Source organism: Rhodanobacter sp. PCA2 (assembly GCF_013620825.1).
Classification (GTDB): Bacteria; Pseudomonadota; Gammaproteobacteria; order Xanthomonadales; family Rhodanobacteraceae; genus Rhodanobacter_A.
The window spans coordinates 116,334-134,730 of sequence record NZ_NJIC01000040.1; the positions used below are offsets into that span (position 1 = coordinate 116,334).

The window sequence follows — 18,397 nt, forward strand, 5'->3', positions numbered from 1 at the left end:
CTGGCGGCGCATCGTGAGATAGCTATCCCAGCGACCGAGACGAGCTTTCGCCCCCATCAGCGCGTTGTAGCCGTTGAGGATGGCTGTATTGAACGGCATGGCGAGAGTGGGGTGCATGAAATAGAGGAGATTGGCTGCCGCCGGCCCCAAGCCCGCGATGGCATGCCCATCCAGCGTGTGGACCGCCTCCACCAGCGCCTGTTCGCCATCGCAGCACAGACACGTCTGCAAGAATCGTCCGAACGCCCGTTGATGCGCTGAATTTTCGTAGATGTCCGGACATCCGCAGCTTCGGTTTCCACATGAACGCGTGATCGGCCCCCTTGAAAATCTGACGCTGCTCGGCGATCGAGTGCACAACGGTCTCCAGCGATAATCCGCGGTACGCCGTGCCAAAGGTCCCTGTATCGATTTCTTCTACCACCGCTTGCAGGCCGCGACGGATGGAGCGGAAATGCTTCAAACGCCTTTCCCACAGGAACCAGCTCTGATACGTGCCGCCAGGATCGGCGCGCCAGCGCTGTAGAAGCGCGTGGACGGTGTCGAATGAAAGTGCGGACATTCCGTCTCCTCGCTACGGCATAAAGCTCTAACAGCCTATCGCTGGCTACCCGGCGAGGCGCATGAACCCTACTCCATGGTTGAGTCCGTTGCCTCGCCGGCTTATGGTAGTAGGGCCATGATGCCTGCCCTCCACCAAATTCAGCGCTCTCGTCGCCTTCGGGTGATCGGGTTGCTGGCGTGGTTTGCACTGGTCCTTCAAAGTTTTGCAGCCATGGCCCAGCCGCCAACTTTTCCGGCGATGACCGCGACCGCGACCGCGATGTCGATGGCCAGCCGCTCCCAGACGCACGCCCAGCATGCGATGGCTCCGGCCTCACAAGACGGATGTTGCGCTGACCACACCGGCACGAATCACTGCACGTGCGCATCCATGTGTGCGAGCGCGCTGCCTCTTTCACGCATCGGCCTGCCTGCTGCATTGCCGATGCTCCCGCGTTTCGCTCACCTTCGCGTGCCCCATGCGCCGGCCATGGCGATGACGCCGCCGCTGCGACCGCCGTCCGTCTGACTCTGCCCTGCACGACCTCTGTGGTGCGTTGAGCCTCAGGCTCCACGCCCGCGTTCTTTACGATTCACGAAGCATGGTCCATGCCCGTGGATGCGCAGATGGAGTCCCCCTATGAATCCTTTCCTTCCTCCCGACGGGGTGGATCGTTCACGCCGTCACTTCGTGCTCGGCCTGGCAGCCGGCGGTACCGCGGCCGGCCTCGGGCTGCTGGCGCCCGGCCGTGCGTGGAGCGCCGCCGGCCCGGCAATGCCCGCCTCAGCGATACCGCAGTTGCGCGGTGACACCTTCGACCTGACCATCGGCGAAACGCCCGTCGACTTCACCGGTGCGCGGCGTATCGCCACCACCATCAATGGCAGCCTTCCCGGCCCGGTGTTGCGCTGGCGCGAGGGCGACACCGTGACGCTGCGCGTGACCAACCGGCTGGCGGTGCCGACCTCGATCCACTGGCACGGCATCCTGCTGCCGTTCCAGATGGACGGCGTGCCCGGCATTAGCTACCCCGGCATCGCGCCGGGAGAAACCTTCACCTACCGCTTCCCGGTGCGCCAGAGCGGCACCTACTGGTACCACTCACACTCGCGCTTCCAAGAGCAGACCGGTCTGTATGGCGCGATCGTGGTGGAGCCGTCGGGCGGCGAGCGGTACCGCCCCGACCGCGACTACGTGGTGATGCTCAACGACTGGAGCGACAGCTCGCCCGAACACATCTTCGCCACGCTCAAGCGCCAAAGCGACTACTACAACTTCGCCGAACCGACCGCGCCGGAATTCTTCAGTGACGTACGCAGCATGGGCCTGCAGGCTGCGCTGGCCAAGCGCAAGATGTGGAACACCATGCGCATGAGCCCGAGCGATCTCAGCGATGTGTCGGGCTACACCTATACCTACCTGATGAATGGCACGACGCCCAACGGCAACTGGAGTGGCCTGTTCCGCCCTGGCGAGAAGGTGCGCCTGCGCTTCATCAACGGCTCGTCGATGACGTATTTCGACGTACGTATTCCCGGCCTGAAGATGACCGTGATCGCCGCCGATGGCCAGGACGTGGAGCCGGTACCGGTGGACGAGTTCCGCATCGGCGTGGCCGAGATCTACGACGTGCTGGTGGAGCCGCAGGAAGACCGCGCCTACACCGTGTTTGCCCAGTCGATCGACCGTACCGGCTATGCCCGCGGCACGCTGGCGCCGCGTCTGGGCATGCAGGCCGAGGTGCCGGCGATGGACCCGCGTACGAGACTGGCGATGGTGGACATGATGGGCGTCATGGCGATGGGGAATGGCGATCACAGCGGTGGTGGCATGCAGGGCATGGACATGGGCGGGATGGCCGGCATGTCCGGGATGGACATGGGTGGGAACAAGAGGCCCACGGTGCATCACGCCCGCACCGAGTACGGCCCCAGCGTGGACATGCACGTGGATATGCCGCGCACGAACTTGGACGACCCGGGCGTGGGCCTTCGCGACAACGGTCGCCGCGTGCTCACTTACGCCGACTTGCACACCCTCGGCGGACCGATCGACCGGCGCGAGCCCGGCCGCGAGATCGAGCTGCACCTCACCGGCAACATGGAACGCTACATGTGGTCTTTCGACGGCGTGCCGTTCACGGATGCCAAGCCAGTGCATTTCCGCGCCGGCGAGCGGCTGCGCGTGGTGCTGGTAAACGACACCATGATGCCTCACCCGATCCACCTGCACGGTATGTGGAGCGAGCTGGAGAATCCCGACGGCGCGTTCCAGGTACGCAAGCACACGATCAGCGTGCAGCCCGCGCAGCGGGTCAGTTATGCCGTGAGCGCCGATGCCGCGGGGCGCTGGGCCTACCACTGCCACATGCTCTACCACATGGAAGCGGGCATGTTTCGCGAAGTGGTGGTGTCATGAGCCAGGTCATCAGCACGTTGCAAAACCCGCTTCGCGTGGCGCTCGGCATTGCGCTCGCTGCCGGTAGCGCCCTGGCACTGCCGGTCGCCGCGCAGTCGGCGCCCGCATCGTCCGCCAGCACTGCCCAGGCGAAGGACTCGATGGATATGAGTTCGATGGACATGGGCTCCATGGACATGGGCGGCATGGCGATGCCCGCCAGCACGTCCAGCACGAAGGCTCCGGCAGCATCCGGGACTACTCGCTCCGAGCAAGGCGATCGCATGGCCAGCATGGACCATGGGGCCATGTCCGGCATGCAACACTCCGGATCCGCACCGGCGACCTCATCCAGCAGCCCGCCTTCATCCATGAGCTCGATGGACATGGATGGCATGGACATGGGCAACATGCCGATGCCGGCCAGCGCGTCCAGCACCCCGGCAGCAGCCGGGTCCAGCCCTGCCGCAAAAGATGGCGACATGGCCGGGATGAAGCACGGCCAAATGCCCGATCCCGCCCCTGCCGCCAAGACACCCTCGACAGGGACGATGGACATGCGCTCGATGGACATGGGCGGCATGCAGCAGGGGGCAATGCCCGGGATGGACCATGCAGACCATGCCAAAGGCGCGAGTCCGTCGGCATCGTCGTCGATGTCCGGGATGTCCGGGATGTCGGGCAATGCTTCCGGCGACGGCATGTCCGGCATGGCGATGGGTGCCATGCAGGGCGGCAAGGCCCCGGCGGATGCGCGCAGTCCCGATTATTCCGACGGCGTCGGCTACGGCGACATGTCGGGCATGGACATGGTGCCGCCCAAGGTGGGGCGACTGCTGCTGGACAACCTCGAAGCGGTGCACGGGCGGAACGCCAACGGCCAGGCCTGGGAGCTGCAGGCCTGGTACGGCGGCGACACCGACAAGCTGTGGCTGCGCAGCGAGGGCGAGCGCAGCGCTGGACGCCTCGAAGACGGCAATGCTGAAGTGCTGTGGAACCATCTGGTGGCGACCTACTGGTCGACCCAGCTGGGCATTCGACGGGACATCGGCGTGGGCCCCGGGCGCACCTGGGCGGCCGTCGGAGTGGAGGGTCTGGCACCGTACTTTTTCGACGTGGAGGCCACGGCTTACGTTGGTCAGTCGGGTCGAACCGCAGCCCGCTTTCGGGCCACCTATGACGTGCTGTTCACCCAGCGGCTGATCCTCACACCGGAGTTCGAGCTCAACGCCTATGGCAAGGCCGATCCGGTGCGCCGGATCGGCGCCGGCGTCTCCGACGCTTCGCTGGGGCTGCGCCTGCGCTATGAGATCCGCCGCGAGTTCGCGCCGTATGTCGGCGTGAACTGGGTGCGCCGTTTCGGCGCTACCGCCGGTTACGCACGGCGGGACCATCAACCCGTATTCGACCCGCAGTTCGTGGCGGGCGTGCGCATCTGGTTCTGAAGGGGAATTCATCATGAAAAAACATATCAAGCATCACGGCATCACAGTCGTCGTGGTTCTGGCGGTTCTCGCACTGGGCGCCGGCGCGTTCGTCTACTCGGGCCTTTACAACATTGGCGCAGACGATCACCACACCAAGCTCGTCCATTCGGCGTTGCAGACCTTGCGCGATCGCTCGATCCATATGCGCTCGCAAGACATCAAGGTGCCCGACCTGGAGGACCCGCAACTGATCCTCAAAGGTGCCGGCCAGTACGCGGCCATGTGCACCCAATGCCATCTCACACCCGGCCAAACCGATTCGGAGATCCGCCCCGGGCTGTACCCGCAGCCGCCCAACCTGGCGCAGGAACGGGTCGATCCAAAAGATGCCTTCTGGGTAATCAAGCACGGCGTCAAGATGAGTGCGATGCCGGCCTGGGGTTTCAGCCATGAAGACCCGGCGATCTGGAGCATGGTCGCGTTCCTGCAGAAGCTGCCGGACATGACGGCGGCGCAATACAAGGACATCGTCGCCCGGGCACCGCCGGATGAGGACATGGACATGGAGATGGGCGACGGCGGCCACAGCCACGATCATGGCGATGGCGCCGCCGCTGGCGCGGATGACCATCATGCCGCCGCTGCACCGCTTTCGTTCGATGGCATGAAGCCCGGCGCGGCGCCGGAGGCCGAGGCCGTGGCGAAGTCGTTCCAACAGGCGCTGCAGCGTGGCGATCGCGATGCGGTGCTAGCCCTGCTGTCACCGGAGGCGACCATCAGCGAAAGCGGCCAGACGCAGTCGCGCGAGGCGTACGCCGCCGATCATCTGAGTGGCGACATCGCCTTTCTGAAGTCGAGCTCCGTCACGCCGCTATCGATGGTCTCGATGCCGATGGGCGGCACCGCCATGGTCGGCAGCGAAAGCATGATCGCCATCCACGCCCGCACCCAGCCGAGTGCGGTGAGCAGCCGGGAATTACTGACCCTGAAGAAGCGCGGCAGTCAATGGAAAATCAGCTCCGTGCAGTGGCAGTCGGAGGAGCAAAACGCCTCGCATTGATTTAGGTCGTCTAGAGATGGCAAAACTCGGGGCAGGATAGCGAGGGCCCTGACCCGTCATGCGGATGAAGGGTTCGGCCTCATCGTCACCTCGATGAGCGCTGTGCGAGGCCATCGCGCCCGGCAATACCTCTTTCGACCACAGGCATGGGACATGGCCTTCGAGCAGTATCTCCAGATCACGAGCCGTAGGCTGCGGGGAGATGCGCCGGCGCTGACGTCGCAAGCGATCTCCCAAACCATCAGCTTCGCGCGGATTGTGCTGATCGTCGGGCTGGTGTTTCTGCATTACGAGCAGTATCCCGACGTAAGCGCCGATCCGTTCTCGGGCATGGAGGCGTCGGGGCATCGGCTGGCCACCTTCGTCAACAGCTTCACGCTGTTCTTTTTTTTCAGCGTGGTGCCGCTGCTTAGCATGGTGTCGGGGTGGTTGTTCTTTTCGTTCGACGCAGGCAACGCTTCGGCCAGCCTGCGTCAGCGTATCGGTCGGCGGTTCACCTCGGTTTACTTGCCGATGGTGTCTTGGAACGTGCTGTACCTGGCCGTGCTGGCCCTGCTGTTTGTGTGGAATCGGGCCTACCCGTTGCTGGGCCAGATGAACATCCGGCTCGGCCACGCCAGCGCGATGGATTTCGTCAACGCGATCTTCGGCATCACCGCCCATCCGGTCGGCTTCCAGTTCTGGTTCGTGCGCGATCTGTTCGTGACCGCGCTGGTGAGCCCGCTGCTCTGGCTTTCGCTCAAGCACACGCCGTATCTGGGCATGGCGTTTCTCGGGGTGGCGTGGATCATCGGCAGCGATCTGCTGATTTTCTTCCGTACCGACGTAGTGTTCTTCTTCTATCTGGGCGGATTTTTGCGCATCCGCCGCGTTCCACTGCACATCGGACGTACGACGAGCTGGTGGTTGCTGGTGGCTTATCTGGTAGTGGTCACGCTGCGCACCGTGGCGCCGCTATTCATCGATCTCAGCGCGCATCGCCCCGAGCTGCTCACCGCCGCTACCCGCTCGATGCGGCTGCTGGGCGTGCTCGCCTGCTGGGGCTGCTTTCAGCAGTGGGCACAAACCCGTACGGGCGCGGCCATCGCGCGGTTTGGCGGCCTGGCGTTTTTTCTGCATTCGGCGCACTACCCGCTGATCGCCGAGGTCAAGATTCTGCTGTGGCCACTGCTGGCCTCACATGCAGACGGCTGGCTGATCGCGCATTACGTGGCAAGCGTGGCGATTACCGTGGCCATCGGCATGTCCGTGGGACTGGTGCTGGCACGCCGGCTGCCACCGGTGTTCGCGCTGATGAACGGCGGTCGGCCGGGAACCGGCCCGCAGGGCGCGCAAAAGAAGCTGGCGCCAACCAAGCAGGCGCATACAGCACCGGCGACTGGCCGGGCCATCGACACGGCGACGGCGCAGCCACCCTCGGCGGAGGATGCGTCCAACTCGTAGGCGGCACAGCCAATCGCTGTGCATTACATCTCCCTTTCACTGCGTTTGAAGTGGACTATCGATGTGAACAATGTCGTTTCCCTGATTTTGGTTCTAGCGTGGTCGGCAGGTATTGCAGCGGCACTGCGATACCTGGGGTACGACCGCGCCGTCTCGTACTCGCAACAGGCGCCGTACATGGGCGGCGGGGAGGCGAAGACACATGCATGGCAGCGTTATCACCTGCGCTGCTATCCAATGCTGCTGCTGTTCATCGCCTTCGAGATGGAGATGATGTTCATGTACCCGTGGGCGGTGGTGTTCGTGGCCGAGGGCGGCAAGGCGCTCATGGAAATGGGCATGTTTTTGGTCATTCTCGCCGTCGGCCTCGTGTACGGCTGGCGCGAAGGGATTTTCCGGTGGCAATGAGCGCACTGCGCGCACTCGCTGCGGCCGCACCGGTGGCGGTGTTCGTCGCCGTGGGGGAAGGCACCAGCGATCGCGTCGACGATCTGTGCCTGCGCGCGGAAATCGAGCGCGTGGCGAGCCCACGTCACGCCAGCGTGCTGCTGGTGGCCGGTGGAGTACGAGAGCGAGACGTTGCATCCCTGCGCCGCCTGCACGATCAGTTGCCGCACCCGCGTGCCACGTTGTGCTGGGCCAGCGACATTCCCGCCCACTTCGGCACGCCACGCACGCTGCCGCCGGACGCCGCTCCCGTGCCGGCGTTGCGCGAGTTGTATCGGCAACTGTTGACCGGTGAGCACCCGTCCGAATCGGACCTGCTGCCGGATGAACCCCCCGCGCCATGGCGCGGTATCGGCGAATACGGCCAAGGCGGCAAGGGCATGATGGGTGGCACGCCGTACGGCCGGCCCATGCCGATGACCGACGACGACCTGCGCGACGGCCTCGCGCTCGATGCCTACACGCTGCGGCTGGGTCCGTTCATGCCAACGCTGCCGGCGGGCTTGGTGCTGACGCTCACTCTGCAGGGTGATGTGATTCAGCACGCGCGCATGGAAAGCCCGCCGCTGTGGCCGGCACCGCCTTCGTCACCGCACGCTGCGCACGCTGCCGCTGTCAGAGAGGTCGAACCACTCGATGACTCGTCAATCCTGCACAAACAGGGATCCAGTGCCGCAGCCTCCAAAGGCTCCAAGCTCGGTGATTCCGACGCGACCGGCTCCTCGGCCGGGCAGCGTGGCCAGGATGACAGCCGCTATACACCCGGCATTGCGCGGACGCTTGCTCACCGCGAACACCAACGCGCCGCGCAGCATTTGCGCGGCGTGGCGAGAATGCTGGCGGTGCTTGAGCTGGCCCCGCTAGCCGAGCGCTGCCGGCGAATGGCGTGCGCCATCCAGCACGGCGATAGCGTTCCGATCGCGCCACTGCGTAGGGCGCTGGTACGAAGCGGGGCGTTCGCCGCGATTCCCGCGGGGCTGGGCCAGCTCGATCCACCAATGGCGCGGGCCTTGGGCGGCGCTGCGCTGCGTGCGGCCGGCCACGCCGTGGATGAGCGGCTTTACGATCGGGCTTACCGCGAACTGAACTTTCGTGTGCTCACACAACGCGATGGCGACGTCCGCGCGCGTTTGCATCAATGGCTGGACGAGGCCGAACAATCCATGCACTTGGCGAGCCGCGCCGGCGATCTTGCACCCGCCGCGGCGTCGCACGCGGATGAACGGGATGTTGGGCATGATCCGCTGCCGGCCGATGACGCGGCAAACATGCCGGCACCCAACCATGACGCTTTCGCCACCCTGCTGCGCGGCCTGGAGTGGAACGAGGCGATGCTGGTGATCAACAGTTTCGAGGTGGCCGTGCTGCGCCGCATGTATCGCCCGCCCAAGGATCCGCCAGAGGAAGCCGGCGCCACCCATCACGGGCACGCAATGTGAGCGCGCTGATGCCCTGGCTCGGCACGCTGGTGCTGCTGGGTGGCAGCGTCGTTTTTGTTGCCGTGATCGATTCGCTGGCATTCGCGCTCATCGCGCAGCGACCGCCGGTCAACCTCATGCGCGACGCGCTGCTGGCACCATGGCGCGCCGTCGCCGTGAGCCTCGTGCGCCAGCAAAACCGCACCGAGCATCCGGATCGCCTCAACTGGGCGCTCGCGCCGGCGTTGTACCTGGCGCTGGCCGGTATCGGGCTGGCGGTGGTGCCGCTGGCGCCGGGCGTCGCGGTGATCGATGCGCCTACCACCGTGGTGCTGTGGGGCGCGGTGGAGACGCTGACGGTGATCGCGGTGTTCCTGCACGGCTGGTCGGCCAACGCGCCGCTGCCGCTGATCGGCGCGTATCGCTATGCCGCGATGGGCCTGCCGATCATGCTGCTGTCAATGTTCGTGCTGATTGGCACCGCGCTGCCGGCGCAGTCGCTATCGGTGGTAGATATCGTGGCGTCCCAGCACGACGTGTGGAACGTGTTGCGCCAGCCGCTGGGGTTGTTTCTGTTTCTCTTGCTCGGGCTGTCGCTGAGCCTGCGCGGACCATTCGACTACGCCGACTCGGCGGACCTGGCCGGCGGTACCGCCGGCGAAGTTTCCGGCGCCGCGCGGCTGACCTGGCAGCTGGCGCGCCACGCGATGCTGGTGGCGTTCGCGGCGATGGCGAGCTCGGCGTTTCTGGGCGGCTATCTGGGTCCCGTACGTGCCGGCCCGTGGTGGCTGGCGCTGAAGATGCTGGTGCTGATCACGCTGCTGGTCGGTGCCGGCCACAGCCTCGCGCGGCTGCCACCGTCGCGCATGCTCACCGTGCTGTGGACGGTGCTGCTGCCGTTGGCTTTCCTGGACCTGGCGCAGGCCGGCGTGGTGGCGTTGTGGTGAGCGGCACCGACCTGGCGTTCTGGACGCTGGCGGCGATCGCCATCGTCAGCGGCTGGCGCGTTTTCCGCACGGACTCGATGGTGCGTTCGGCGTTCCTGCTGCTCCTCTCCTTCATTGCCGTCGGGCTGATCATGCTGCTGCTGCGCGCGCCGTATCTGGGCGTGGCCACGATCTTCATGATGGGCGTGGAGATGATGGTGATGGCGCTGTTCATGGTGATGTTCATGATGAACCCGGCCGGGCTCAACCCCATGAACATGGTGCATCAGGAACGCTTCGCGATCGTCGCCGGGGTGCTTGCGTTTGCCGGGCTGGCAGCAGCGGTGTGGCTGACCGATCTGCCGCACCATCCGCTGGTTGCCGGCCGCCCGGTGATCCGCGAGCTGGGGATGGAACTGCTCGGCCGCTCGATGCTGATCTTCGAGACCGCCGGGGTGACGCTGCTGGCGACGATGATCGGCACCGTAGTGCTGTCCAGCCGCAGCGGCCGTTTCGGCCCGGCCGACGCTGGCTCGCTGCCGCCGACAATGACGCCGGGCGGGATGCCGGCGGGGCGCATACCGAAGAAACGCAGCGGCGGCCATGGCGGCCATGGCGGCCACGCGCCTTCGGCGGCGTCTCCAACGGCCGGCGAGCCGGCGCACGGGCATGCAAACGACCACCCGCACCAACCACCGGAGCATCACGCATGAGCCTCCAAGCGATCCTCCTGGTCGCCGCTGCGCTGATCGGCCTGGGCCTGTACGGCGCGCTGTCGCAAAAATCCTTCGTCATGCTGCTGATGGGGCTGGAGCTGATGCTCAACGGCGTGCTGTTGATCGTGGTCGGCTGCTGGTCGCGCAGTACCGACGGCGACCCCAAGGGCCAGTTGCTGGCGATCATCGTGATGGCGGTGATGGCAGTCGACATGGCGATCGGTTTCGCGCTGGTGACGGCGGTCTACCGCAAGCGTCAGGTCGACGTGATCGAGGGCCTGACGACGATGAAACACTGATGCTTTGGATGCTGGTTCTGCTCCCGATGCTCGCGGGGGCCGCGCTGTTCGCAGCCGGCTCGGAACGGCGCGCCTGGCTGGCGCTGGTGGCCGGCGCCACCATGGCGGCGATGGTGTTGCTGGCCACGTTTGCCGCGGCCGGAAGCTGGCACGGCGAGCTGTTGTGGAGCCCGATGCTCGTTCTGCATGTCGCGCTGACGCCGTTGTCGGCGGCGGTGGCGCTGCTGGTGCCGGCCGTCGCCCTGCCGGTACTGGCGTACGCGGCGTTCCACGAAGAGCGTCCTGGTTTGCGCCGGCTGCTGGCGCTGCTGCTGTTGTTCGTCGGCGCGATGGAGTTGCTGGTGATCGCCGCCGATCTGCTGACCCTGCTGATCGGCTGGGAACTGGTCGGCGCCTGCTCGTGGGCGCTGATCGCGCATCAATGGCGTGATGCCAGCCGCCCCGCTTCGGGCCTGTACGCGTCCGTGATGACGCGCTTGGGCGATCTGGGGATGTTCCTGGCGGCAATGGCCGCGTTTGCCGGCAGCGGATCGTTCGCCTACGCCGACCTGGCGCAGCTGCACGGTTTGCCGCTGGCGCTGCTGACGTTCGGGCTGCTGCTGTCGGCGGCGTCGAAATCCGGCCAACTGCCGTTCTCGCCGTGGCTGTTTCGCGCCATGGCTGGGCCTACCTCGGTCTCGGCCCTGCTGCATGCGGCCACCATGGTCGCCGCTGGCGCCTACCTCCTCGCGCGGCTGCAACCGGAGTTGAGCCGTGTGGCGTGGTTTGCCCCGGCAACGATCGCGATCGGCCTGACCACCGCGCTCGCCGGCGGTGTGGTAGCCATCGTGCAGAGCCACGCCAAGAAATTGCTGGCTGCTTCCACCTCGGCCCACTTCGGCCTGATGTTCATCGCGGTGGGCGCAGGCTACCCCGCGGTTGCCGTGGCGCATCTGGTCGCGCATGCCTGCTTCAAGGCGCCGCTGTTTCTCGCCGCCGGCATCGCCGGCCAACGGATAGACGGCTATACGCTGGCGCGCATGCGGCTGGGTCACGCGTTGCCGTGGGTGGCGACGATGAGCGGCGTGGCCGCGCTGGCGCTGGCCGGCGTGCCGCCGCTGGGCGCGGCCTGGACCAAGGAGGCGATTGCCGCGGCCGGCGGACAGATCAGCCCGTGGCTGGCGGCTGCAGTATTGCTGGCCGGCGGCTTGAGCGCGGTGTACGCGGCGCGCTTCCAGGGCTTGGCCTTCGGTTTCGGCGATCCGCCGGTGCAGGCAGAGCCACCGCATCGCATCGAGCGCATGGCGATCGGCCTCCTTGCGCTGGTCACGCTCGTGCTGTCGCTGCTGTGGCTACCGCGCATACGGGCCGCGCTGGGCGAGCTGCTGGGTGTGGTGTGGCCGGCATCGGATGCGCTGGCGCTGGCCGCATCGCTGCTGCTGGCGGCGCTGGGTCTGGCGACCGGGTACCTGCTGGTCCGGCGTCATCCGATGCTAGGCCAGGCTGGAGCGCCGGCTGCCGTGGCTGACTGGTGGGGCCTGCCGACGCTGCTGCGCATGAGCGTATCCATGCCGGTGCTGCTGCTGGCCAGCGCCGCCGCGCGCGCGGACGACGCGCTGATCGACGCCGCACCGCGTGCTGTCGCCTGGCTCGGGCGCCGCACGGCGACACGTATCGCGCGTGACGACGATGCCGTCGTCGATCGTGGCGTGCGCGCGACCGAAACATTCACGACGGCGCTGGCGGTGTTCGGTCGTCGCCTTGGCGAGCGCATTGCCGACGGCCTGCCGGAGGGTGCCGCCGCGCTGGTGAGCCTCGGCGGCCTCGACGCGCGGCGGTTGCAAACCGGGTTGTCGCAGCACTACGTGGCGATGCTCGCGATCGGCGGCGCGCTGTTGACCGTGATCCTTCTGCTGGGGAGCTGACATGCTGACTTTGGCCATCCTCGTTCCGCTGCTAGGCGCTTTCGCGCTGCTGTTCCTGCCGAACGCCTGCGAGCAAACGACGCGGCGGATTGCCATCGGCGTGGCCGCGGTGCCGCTGGTGCTGTTGCTGATCGTGTGGGCCCGCTTCGACACCGGCGCCGGCGCAGCGGCGTTCCAGCAGGTCGCCACGGTGCCGTGGATTCCGTCGCTGGGCGTGGCGTGGCGGGTCGGTGTTGACGGCATCGCACTGGCGATTTCGGCGATGAGCGCCGTGCTGTTTCTGGCGGCGATTGCCTGGCCGGCCGAAACCAAGCAGCGGGCGCGCGCCTATTACGCGTGGTTCCTGTTTCTCGAGGCGGTCTCGCTGGGGGTGTTTATGGCGCTGGACCTGCTTCTGTTCTACGTATTTTTTGACCTGAGCCTGGTCGGCATGTATTTCCTGATTGGCCGCTGGGGCCATGACGACGCCCCGCGCGCGGCGCTCAAGTTCTTCGTCTACACGTTCGCCGGATCGCTGGCGATCCTGCTGGCGATCCTGGGCCTGTCCCTCGGCAGCGGATCGCTGACCTTCGACATGCGCGAGCTGATCGCGCGGCAGCCGCTGGCCGGTATGGATGTGCGCAGCGCACTGGTGCTGCTCGGCTTCGTGTTCGGCTTCGGCATCAAGACGCCGCTGTTTCCGCTGCACACCTGGCTGCCGCCCGCGCACGTCAATGCGCCCGGGCCGGTGTCGGCGATCCTGGCCGGCGTGCTGCTGAAGATGGGCGTGTACGGTCTGATCCGCATTCCGTTCTCGATGATGAGCGCCACGTTCGCCCGCTACGCGCTGCCGCTGGGCATCCTGGCGGTGATTTCGATCCTGTGGGGATCGCTGGTGGCGCTGGGCCAGCAAGACCTGAAACGGCGCATTGCCTACACCTCGGTCAATCACATGGGCTACGCCGTGCTCGGCGTAGCCGCGGCGGGTGCGATGGTCGCCAGCGAATCGGGGCGCCAGCTCGCACTGACCGGCGCGGTGGTGGAAATGGTCGCGCACGGGCTGACCACCGGCGCCCTGTTTCTGATCACCGCGGTCTTCTGGCAACGCGCACGCGAGTACGACATGCAGGCCTACGGCGGGCTGGCGCAGGTCGCGCCGCGATTGACCGCCGCGGCGACGGTAGCGGCGTTCGCCAGCCTCGGCCTGCCCGGGTTGGCGGGCTTTGTGGCCGAGTTCCAGATCTTTGCCGGCACCTTTGCCACCTACCCGTGGCTGGCCGGGATCGGCTTGCTGGGCATCCTGATCACGGCGGCGCTGTTCCTGCAGCTGCTGCAGCGATTGTTCTTCGGCGAGATGCAGTCGCGCCGGGCTAGCTTCGCCGACCTGTGCATGCGCGAAACCCTGCTGCTGGGAGTATTGCTGCTGCTGGTGGTGGCGATCGGCGTCTATCCGCATGCGCTGCTGGCGGTCATCGACAGTGCGTCGGCGACGCTGGTGCGGAGTCGCTGACGATGCCGCTCGGCGACGTCCTGCCCGAAATCGCCGTGCTGGTGACGGCGGTGATCGGCCTGCTTCTGGCCTCTTTCGCGCCGATGCGGCGGCAGTGGCTGGGCGCGCCGCTGGCCCTGATTGGACTGGCGCTGGCCGGCTCGCTGTGTGCGATGCAATGGAGCGGCCAGCCACGGCTGACCTTTTCTGGCACCTGGGCGCTGGACGGCGCCAGCATCGCGGCGCGCCTGATCATTCTGGCGGCGACCGCCATCGCCGTATTGCTTGCTCCGGAATGGTTCCGCCACGAACGCCGGCACGGCGAGTACTACTCGATGCTGCTGCTGTCCGCGCTGGGCGCGATGGCGATGGCCGGCGCCGCCGATACGCTGCAACTCGTGATGAGCGTGCTGCTGTCGTCGGTGACCGGCTACACGCTGGCCGCCTGGCATCGCGACTGGGCGTTGTCGGTGGAGGCCGGCATGAAGTATTTCCTGATAGGCGCGTTCGCCAACACGCTGCTGATGCTCGGTGTCGCGCTGCTGTTCGGGCTGCTCGGCTGCACTGGCTATGCCGACATGGCGGCCGCGCTGACGCACGCGTCGGTATCGCCGTTGTTGCTGCTGGCGCTGGCACTGGCGGTGATCGGCGTGGCGTTCGAACTGGGCGCGGTGCCGGTGCATACCTGGCTGCCCGACGTGGCCGAAGGCGCGCCGGCACCGGCAGCGGCGTTTCTCACCGTGGTGCCGAAGATCGGCGCCGCACTGGCGCTGGCGCGGCTGCTGCATGTGTTTCCGACCGATGCCATCGGCTGGCGCCCGCTGCTGGCGGCGATTGCAGTGGCGACGATGACGCTGGGCAACCTGGCTGCGCTGTGGCAAACCGATTTGCGCCGGCTGCTCGGCTGGTCGTCGGTGTCGCAGGCCGGCTATGCACTGATGGCGGTCACCGTGATCGGTGCAAGCGGGCAAGCGATGCCCGCCTTGCTTTTCTTCCTGGCCGGCTACGCCGCCGCGAACCTGACCGCTTTCGCCGTAGTGGTGCAGTTGCGCGGGCGCACGGAGCTGGCGGACTACAGTGGGCTTGCGCATCATCGCCCGCTGCTGGCGGCAGGATTGACCTTGAGCCTGCTCTCGCTCGTCGGCATCCCGCCGCTGGCCGGCTTCGTCGGCAAGCTCACGCTGTTTCTTGCCACCATCGATGCGGGCTATGCCTGGCTGGCCGTCGTGGCGATCCTCAACACGGTGGTGTCGTTGTTCTACTACCTTCGCGCGATTGCACCGGTTTACTTCCATGAAAGGAAAGCCGCGCCCCAGCTTCTTGGCAACTGGGCAGGCAGCGGGGTCATCGCTGGTGTTGTGGCGGTGCTGGTCCTGGGGCTGCTCGCGCAGGCGCTACTAGGACACTGGGAGCCTATGGCGCTGCCATGGTGAAGTGGCCAGACCTACCTGATCACGCATGAGTCGCGCTGATCGCACGGGACGTTGTTTTGCGAAGACTAACCTCGGCGCTGATTTACTCAGCGCTCAACAGTCACGACGCGTTTAGCGCTGGCTGGCACCACCGTTGACGCACCCCACATCGGATGCCCTTGCCCCAGCAAGTCGACGAGCCTTGTCGTTGCCCGCACCTCGGTTGGCTTACTGTGAGAGCAGAAATGGCTATACTGAACAAATGATAACAAGTCGCATTTACAATTTCTTGCGCAATGCGGGCCTTGCGGTTGCTCTACTCTGGGGCTTCTCCTCCTTCGCCCAAGACGCGCCAGCGAGTGTGCCCCAGACGTGGCAGATGCTCGACTACCTCGCGACGGATTACGCCGGTGCGGTACGCGATGGCGCAGTGATAAGCGCCTCCGAGTACGCCGAGATGCGTGAGTTCGCGGCCACGGCGCGTAAGCGCATTCAAGCACTCCCACCCACCGTCACCTCGTCATCGCTGGCCGAGCAGGCGAACCACCTGGTGGCCGCCATCGACGCGAAAGCCACGCCGACTACCGTCGCCCAGCAAGCTCATGCTCTTGCCGACGGATTGTTGCAGGCTTATCCCATCCCCACAGCGCCGACACAGGCTCCGAACCTGGCGCGCGGCGCGGCGCTGTACCAACAAAACTGCGCGGCTTGCCATGGCTCAACGGGACGAGGAGACGGCCCGGCAGGGCTTTCGCTTGATCCACGCCCGGTGGACTTCACCAACCAGGCCCGGGCCGATCAACGAAGTGCGCTGTCGCTATACGAGGTCATCAGCCAAGGGGTGGCCGGCACACCCATGGCCAGCTATGCGAAGCAACTATCCCTGGCTGATCGATGGGCGTTGGCCTACTACGTAGGCTCCCTTGCCTACGGCGCTGAAGCTACGACCGGTGCGCATGCCTGGCAGCAGGACGCTGCAGCACGCATGCAGATCGCGAGCCTGCAGGATCTGACGCAGGCGCGGGTTGCCGCGCTGACGCCGGCCCTTGGAACCGAGCGTGCTCGCGCCATCCTCGGTTACCTGCGCTCCCACCCGGCAGGCATCGAGGAGGCGCCGCAAGGCCTCGCACTGGCGCGTGGGCGGCTGGCGACAAGCGTCACGGCCTATAGCTCGGGAGAGCGCGCAGAGGCCGCCAAACTGGCGCTCTCGGCCTACCTCGATGGCGTGGAACCGGTCGAGCCGCAGCTCAATGCACGTGACAACGCGCTGCGGGCAACGCTTGAAACGGCGATGGGGGCCTACCGGGCCGCCTTGACCAGCGGCAAGCCTCAGACCGAGATAGCTCAGCAGGCCGATCAGATCGACGCATTGCTGGTCAGAGCTCAAGCAGCCATCAGCACCACGGCAGACGACCCCGTAGCCACCTTCCTCGGCGCCTTCACGATTCTGGTCCGCGAGGGACTGGAGGCGATGCTGGTCGTGGTGGCCTTGCTGGCCTTTCTGCGCAAGGCCGAGCGGCTTCAGGCAGTCCGGTACGTACATGCAGGTTGGGCACTGGCCCTGGTGGCTGGCGGCATCACATGGGCGCTGGCGAGCTATGCGATCTCGATCAGCGGCGCGGGCCGTGAGTTGACCGAGGGTCTGTCGTCCTTGTTCGCTGCCGTCGTCCTGCTCAGTGTCGGCCTCTGGATGCACCAGAAGAGTATCGGCGGACGATGGCAGAGCTACCTCAAGGAGAAAATGGCTGCCGCGCTCAACCAGCGATCGGCGTGGTTCCTGTTCGGCTTGGCGTTCATCTCGGTGTATCGGGAGGTCTTTGAGACGATCCTGTTTTATGCCGCTCTATGGAGTGAAGGCCAGGAAGCCTGGCTGCTCGGCGGCATAGCTGCCGGCGCTGGCGTTCTAGTTGTGATCGCCTGGGTTTTGCTCCGCACCAGTCGGCGCCTGCCACTGGCGCACTTTTTTACCGCGAGTTCCGCATTGATCGCGATACTGGCCATCGTACTCACGGGCAAAGGGGTTGCTGCATTGCAGGAAGCGGGCTGGCTGGCGGTGAGCCCGGCGCCGGTACCGCATGTGGAGCTCCTGGGTATTTTTCCAACGTGGCAGTCGGTGCTGGCTCAGGTCGCCATCGTCCTGATTCTGGGTTTGGGTTTTGCAATCAACGTGTGGCGTGGTCGCATTTCTACGATGCAAGCCAGCAGGGTGCTCGCCGAAAAGCCCGAGGTCGGTCAATGAGTGATTGCGGATGCCACTCTGAGGCAACCAATGAAGCAGAGCGCCGCATTCTGCGTGTCGCACTAGCGCTCAATGCCACCATGTTTGTCGTCGGGCTGGCCGCCGGTCTGGTTGCCCAGTCGATGGGATTGATTGCTGACTCGCTGGACATGCTGGCCGATGCCTGTGCGTATGCGATAGGACTGCTCGCCTGGACCCGTGACGCCCGCTTCAAGGCCGTTGCCGCGCGATCGAGCGGCATGCTGCTCTTTCTTTTGGGGCTGGGCGTCTTGGCGGGTACCGCATGGCGCTTCATGGAGGGCAGCGCGCCGCAAGGCCTTTGGATGATGGCGATCGCCTTCCTGGCGCTGGTGGTCAACACCACGGTCCTGCGGCTGCTGGGACGGTTTCGCCACGGCGAGGTCCACCTTCGGGCCACATGGTTGTTCACACGGGTGGACGTGATTGCCAACCTGGCGGTTATCGTGTCGGGCCTGCTCGTCCTGATCCTGCACAGCGCAATTCCCGACTTGCTGATCGGCGCTGGCATCGCGCTGTTTATTCTCAAGGAAGCGGTCGGCATTCTGCGAGAGGCTCGTGACGCCGCTTCACATGCCGATGTGTTTTCAAAATGACGCCTCCGTGTAGGGCTGACGTGTGCCTCTTCTCGCATACCCGGCCAGGCAGGTCCCATGAAATCCGCCCAGAACGGGCAAAA

General features: G+C 65.9%; 15 protein-coding genes. 14 read left to right on the forward strand and 1 reads right to left on the reverse strand.

What is annotated here, in order from left to right:
* Nucleotides 1-22: 22 nt before the first annotated feature.
* On the reverse strand, nucleotides 23-562 hold the full coding sequence (locus PCA_RS13200; RefSeq protein ID WP_255436847.1) for a hypothetical protein: 540 nt from the start codon (nucleotides 560-562) through the stop codon (nucleotides 23-25).
* 621 nt (nucleotides 563-1,183) lie between these two features.
* Between PCA_RS13200 and PCA_RS13205 the strand changes: the two genes are divergently transcribed.
* The 14 genes from PCA_RS13205 to PCA_RS13270 all read left to right on the forward strand — a co-directional run bounded on the left by PCA_RS13205 (nucleotide 1,184) and on the right by PCA_RS13270 (nucleotide 18,314).
* Entirely contained in the window at nucleotides 1,184-2,962 is a 1,779-nt protein-coding gene (locus PCA_RS13205) for a copper resistance system multicopper oxidase (protein WP_181303076.1), read from the forward strand.
* On the forward strand, nucleotides 2,959-4,386 hold the full coding sequence (locus PCA_RS13210) for a copper resistance protein B (protein ID WP_181303077.1): 1,428 nt from the start codon (nucleotides 2,959-2,961) through the stop codon (nucleotides 4,384-4,386). The genes PCA_RS13205 and PCA_RS13210 overlap by 4 nt, the downstream gene beginning before the upstream one ends.
* A 13-nt stretch (nucleotides 4,387-4,399) precedes the next feature.
* Complete coding sequence (locus tag PCA_RS13215; protein WP_181303078.1) at nucleotides 4,400-5,428, forward strand: c-type cytochrome; 1,029 nt, start codon at nucleotides 4,400-4,402, stop codon at nucleotides 5,426-5,428.
* Nucleotides 5,429-5,581: 153 nt separating this feature from the next.
* Nucleotides 5,582-6,871: an acyltransferase gene (locus PCA_RS13220; protein ID WP_181303079.1), complete on the forward strand. Its 1,290-nt coding sequence runs from the start codon at nucleotides 5,582-5,584 to the stop codon at nucleotides 6,869-6,871.
* A gap of 63 nt (nucleotides 6,872-6,934) precedes the next feature.
* Nucleotides 6,935-7,279, forward strand: coding sequence for an NADH-quinone oxidoreductase subunit A (locus PCA_RS13225; protein WP_181303080.1), 345 nt, complete (start codon nucleotides 6,935-6,937; stop codon nucleotides 7,277-7,279).
* Complete coding sequence (locus PCA_RS13230) at nucleotides 7,276-8,757, forward strand: hypothetical protein (RefSeq protein ID WP_181303081.1); 1,482 nt, start codon at nucleotides 7,276-7,278, stop codon at nucleotides 8,755-8,757. Before PCA_RS13225 ends, PCA_RS13230 begins: the two co-directional genes overlap by 4 nt.
* On the forward strand, nucleotides 8,754-9,683 hold the full coding sequence (locus tag PCA_RS13235) for an NADH-quinone oxidoreductase subunit H (protein ID WP_219918795.1): 930 nt from the start codon (nucleotides 8,754-8,756) through the stop codon (nucleotides 9,681-9,683). Before PCA_RS13230 ends, PCA_RS13235 begins: the two co-directional genes overlap by 4 nt.
* Nucleotides 9,680-10,375: an NADH-quinone oxidoreductase subunit J gene (locus PCA_RS13240; protein ID WP_181303082.1), complete on the forward strand. Its 696-nt coding sequence runs from the start codon at nucleotides 9,680-9,682 to the stop codon at nucleotides 10,373-10,375. Before PCA_RS13235 ends, PCA_RS13240 begins: the two co-directional genes overlap by 4 nt.
* Nucleotides 10,372-10,677 carry an NADH-quinone oxidoreductase subunit NuoK gene (gene nuoK, locus PCA_RS13245; RefSeq protein ID WP_181303083.1) on the forward strand — a complete coding sequence of 102 codons (306 nt, stop codon included), beginning with the start codon at nucleotides 10,372-10,374 and terminating at the stop codon, nucleotides 10,675-10,677. The genes PCA_RS13240 and nuoK overlap by 4 nt, the downstream gene beginning before the upstream one ends.
* The gene (locus PCA_RS13250; protein WP_181303084.1) at nucleotides 10,677-12,581 is read left to right on the forward strand and encodes a proton-conducting transporter membrane subunit; all 1,905 of its coding nucleotides are present in this window, start codon (nucleotides 10,677-10,679) and stop codon (nucleotides 12,579-12,581) included. The genes nuoK and PCA_RS13250 overlap by 1 nt, the downstream gene beginning before the upstream one ends.
* Nucleotide 12,582: 1 nt before the next feature.
* Entirely contained in the window at nucleotides 12,583-14,070 is a 1,488-nt protein-coding gene (locus PCA_RS13255) for an NADH-quinone oxidoreductase subunit M (RefSeq protein ID WP_181303085.1), read from the forward strand.
* Nucleotides 14,071-14,072: 2 nt separating this feature from the next.
* Nucleotides 14,073-15,482, forward strand: a complete 1,410-nt coding sequence (locus PCA_RS13260) for an NADH-quinone oxidoreductase subunit N (RefSeq protein ID WP_181303086.1) — start codon at nucleotides 14,073-14,075, stop codon at nucleotides 15,480-15,482.
* Between the two features lie 358 nt (nucleotides 15,483-15,840).
* A complete protein-coding gene (locus tag PCA_RS13265; RefSeq protein ID WP_181303087.1) occupies nucleotides 15,841-17,700 on the forward strand; it encodes a cytochrome c/FTR1 family iron permease in 1,860 nt (619 codons plus the stop codon).
* Nucleotides 17,697-18,314, forward strand: a complete 618-nt coding sequence (locus tag PCA_RS13270) for a cation transporter (RefSeq protein ID WP_181303088.1) — start codon at nucleotides 17,697-17,699, stop codon at nucleotides 18,312-18,314. Before PCA_RS13265 ends, PCA_RS13270 begins: the two co-directional genes overlap by 4 nt.
* Nucleotides 18,315-18,397 lie beyond the last annotated feature (83 nt).